Annotated in this window: 4 protein-coding genes; 3 read left to right on the top strand and 1 reads right to left on the bottom strand. The window is 67.8% G+C overall.

The window, feature by feature from the left end; genetic code table 11:
* Positions 1-440: 440 nt before the first annotated feature.
* Entirely contained in the window at positions 441-1,082 is a 642-nt protein-coding gene (locus ACFVHO_RS40470) for a DNA-3-methyladenine glycosylase (RefSeq protein WP_385725543.1), read from the bottom strand.
* Between the two features lie 193 nt (positions 1,083-1,275).
* Here ACFVHO_RS40470 and ACFVHO_RS40465 point away from each other — a divergent pair, with 193 nt between their 5' ends.
* The 3 genes from ACFVHO_RS40465 to ACFVHO_RS40455 all read left to right on the top strand — a co-directional run bounded on the left by ACFVHO_RS40465 (position 1,276) and on the right by ACFVHO_RS40455 (position 3,377).
* On the top strand, positions 1,276-2,058 hold the full coding sequence (locus ACFVHO_RS40465) for a sporulation protein (RefSeq protein WP_385725542.1): 783 nt from the start codon (positions 1,276-1,278) through the stop codon (positions 2,056-2,058).
* A gap of 62 nt (positions 2,059-2,120) precedes the next feature.
* A complete protein-coding gene (locus ACFVHO_RS40460; RefSeq protein WP_385725541.1) occupies positions 2,121-2,660 on the top strand; it encodes a YbhB/YbcL family Raf kinase inhibitor-like protein in 540 nt (179 codons plus the stop codon).
* 210 nt (positions 2,661-2,870) lie between these two features.
* Positions 2,871-3,377, top strand: coding sequence for an HNH endonuclease (locus ACFVHO_RS40455; RefSeq protein WP_385725540.1), 507 nt, complete (start codon positions 2,871-2,873; stop codon positions 3,375-3,377).
* Positions 3,378-3,474: the final 97 nt, after the last annotated feature.

Raw genomic sequence — 3,474 nt, 5'->3', positions numbered from 1 at the left:
CGCCACCGGACATGATGTCCAGTAGACGGGGTATCAACATATCTGGCGTTGACTTTTGGCACGCTGTTGAGTTCTCAAGGAACGGACGCTTCCTTCGTACTCACCCGCAGAACATTCTCTGGGGCTTTCCTCCGGGCGCTTCCCTTCGGTATTTCGTGTTTCCAACCTTACCAGATCCGTTTTCCGTTCCGTTCCCGGTTCGGATTTCATTTCCGATGGCCGTTGGAGGGCCTTGCCTTTCGGCGTGTTCACTACGTTAGCGGATTTCCCTGGTAACTCATAATCGAGCTTCGCGGATTCGAATTTCGGCATGCGGACATGCGAAACGGGACCCCGCTGAAGGGAAGTCGTAGGTAGTGGTTGGCCGCTTCCGGCTGCTGGCTGAATGCCGTACCCGGGTCAAGCGGCTCGGGCTACATTACGGAACCACCAACGCCGCGTCAAGTTCTGGGGCGTCGAGGTGTATGAGCCCGATAAGGGCTCACCGTAGGGTCGTTGGCCGTCCAGAAGCGCCAGGGGTGCACGCTTCCCTCGCCGCCGACTCCGGTGCGCGGGCCGTTCCTGACCTGGTCGGGATCTATAGGGGTGCCGGTGAGGACACGCAGAGGGGCGCCGGGCCCCGCGCAGACGTCGGTGCCGTCGAGGCGTCGGTCCACGTCGAGGGCGGTGGCCAGGCGTGCGGGGCCTTTGGCCAGTTCCTTGTCGTTTCGGGCCGAGAGTCGACGTACCCGGGCGAGTTCCGCGCCCTCGGTGATCTCGCCGGCCCGCAGCAGGACTCCGCTCGCCATCCCCTCGGGACCGCACACCAGGTTGAGGCAGTGCCACATGCCGTAGGTGAAGTAGACGTACGCGTGCCCGGGCGGGCCGAACATCACGCCGTTGCGGGCCGTGCGGCCGCGATAGGCGTGGGAGCCGGGGTCCGCCTCGCCCGCGTAGGCCTCCACCTCCGTGAGGCGCAGCTCGATCGGACCGTCCGGGGTGTCACGCACCAGGACGCGGCCGAGCAGGTCCGGCGCCACCTCCAGGACGGGGCGGTCGAAGAAGTGCCGGGGCAGGGGCGTACGGTCGGGGGCCGCGATCATGCCGTAGGAGCGTAGTGCACCGAACGTGTACGGGTTTGGCGTGGAGGGTGGCCCTGGAGCCGTCGCGCAGGGAGGGTGTGGCGCGAGGCACGGGTGCGGAACCGCGCGCGAGCCGTTTGCGTTTGTACGTAGTCGAAGGTCGACGATCAATCGATCCAGTCAACACCACAGGCGGGGCCTGGGGAGGAGAGTCATGGGGTTCAAGAAGCTGCTGGCGAGTCTGGGTGCCGGTGGGGCCTCCGTCGAGACGGTGCTGACCGAGGCCAACGTCGTGCCGGGCGGTGTCGTCCAGGGCGAGGTGCGCATCCAGGGCGGGAACGTCGACCAGCAGATCGAGGCGCTGTCCGTGGGCCTGCAGGCGCGCGTCGAGGTCGAGGGGAACGACCAGGAGGTCAAGCAGGACATCGAGTTCACCAAGCAGCGGCTCGGCGGTGCCTTCGAGCTGAAGGCGAACGCGGTGCACGCGGTGCCGTTCGGGCTCGACATCCCCTGGGAGACGCCCATCACCCATTTCGCGGGCCGTCAGCTGCACGGCATGAACATCGGGGTGACCACGGAGCTGGAGATCGCCCGTGCCGTCGACTCCGGTGACCTGGACCCGGTGAACGTGCACCCGCTGCCGGCGCAGCAGGCGATCCTCGACGCCTTCGGCCAGCTCGGCTTCCGCTTCAAGAGCGCGGACATGGAGCGCGGCCACATCCGCGGCACCCGCCAGAAGCTGCCGTTCTACCAGGAGATCGAGTTCTTCCCGCCGGAGCAGTACCGGGGCCTGAACCAGGTCGAGCTGACCTTCGTCTCAGACGACCGCGAGATGGACGTCGTCCTGGAGATGGACAAGAAGCCGGGTCTGTTCAGCGAGGGCAGCGACTCGTACAAGTCCTTCAAGGTCGGACTGAACGACTTCCAGGGCACGGACTGGGCGGCGTACCTCAACGAGTGGCTGTCCCACGTCGGCAGCAAGCGCAACTGGTTCTAGGCTCGTCGACGGCGAGCGATCGCCGTACTGGACCGAACCGGAACCGATCAGGAGGTGCCTACGTGACCGAGGTCAAGAGGCCGCCGCTGCCCCATGACTTCCACCCGCCCGTGCCGTCGTTCACGGTCGCGAGCGCGGACTTCGAGCCGGGCGCGGTGCTCAAGGACGCCCAGGTCTACGCGGCTGGGAACACCTCGCCGCACCTTCGGTGGGAGGGCTTCCCGCCGGAGACGAAGAGCTTCGCCGTGACCTGCTTCGACCCGGACGCCCCGACGGGGAGCGGGTTCTGGCACTGGTCGGTGTTCGACATCCCGGCCTCGGTGACGGAGCTGCCCGTCGGCGCGGGCAGCGGCAAGTTCGAAGGCCTCCCGGAGGGCGCGGTGCAGGTGCGCAACGACTACGGGACGAAGGACTTCGGTGGCGCCGCCCCGCCGCCCGGTGACCCGGCGCACCGTTATGTGTTCACCGTGTACGCGGTCGACCAGGAGAAGCTCGGCCCCGACTCGGACGCTTCACCCGCCGTCGTCGGCTTCAACCTGCGGTTCCACACGCTGGCCCGCGCTTCCGTGGTCGCGGAGTACGCGGCGGTCGCCGACAGTTAGTCACGCGACGGTCGCCGATGGTTAATCGCTGCCCAGCGTGAACCGTCCGCGCTCACATCAGCTCAGCGTTCATTGAACGTTTGCCCGCCCCTGGTCTTGGAAGTGATCAGGGGCGGGCATCTTTTATTGCGTTGTCCTACCCGGCGTGCCCGGCCAGAGTTGATCCAAGCCCGCCAGGGGGTGGGCCGGTGCACACGGGAGGTGGGCGAGATGCGGGACACGCTGGTGCTGAACGCGAGCTTCGAACCGCTTTCGACGGTGACGCTGAATCGTGCCGTCGTGCTGGTGCTGCAGGACAAGGCCGTTGTCGAGCAGGCCCACCCCGCGCTGCGTGTGCGCGCTGCCGCCGTCGAGCTTCCGGTGCCGCGGGTGATCAGGTTGTGCAGGTATGTACGGGTGCCCTTCCGAAGACGGGCTCCCTGGTCGCGGCGGGGAGTCCTGGTGCGGGACCAGCACCGGTGCGCGTACTGCGGCAGGCGCGCGACGACCGTGGACCACGTGGTGCCGCGTTCCCAGGGGGGTGCGGACTCCTGGATGAACACGGTGGCTTCGTGCGCGGTGGACAACCACCGCAAGGCGGACCGCACCCCGGAGCAGGCCGGGATGCCGCTGCTCCGGGAGCCCTTCGAGCCGACCCCGGCGGACGCGATGCTGCTGGCCCTCGGGCGGGACGGGTACGAGGCCCTGCCGGACTGGCTGGCGCAGCCCGCCGCGTGAGCCCGGCGCGGCCGCCTGCCGCGTGCGCCGTTGATGTGTCCCGTTGGTACGACTGTGGGGCCACCCTCCCGGGAGGGTGGCCCCCCAGCTGTCTCTT

Origin of the sequence: Streptomyces sp. NPDC127108, from assembly GCF_042677545.1 — a bacterium.
Lineage (GTDB): Bacteria > Actinomycetota > Actinomycetes > Streptomycetales > Streptomycetaceae > Streptomyces.
Note: the sequence above shows the minus strand (reverse complement) of the source record. Positions and strands in the feature narration are given on the sequence as shown.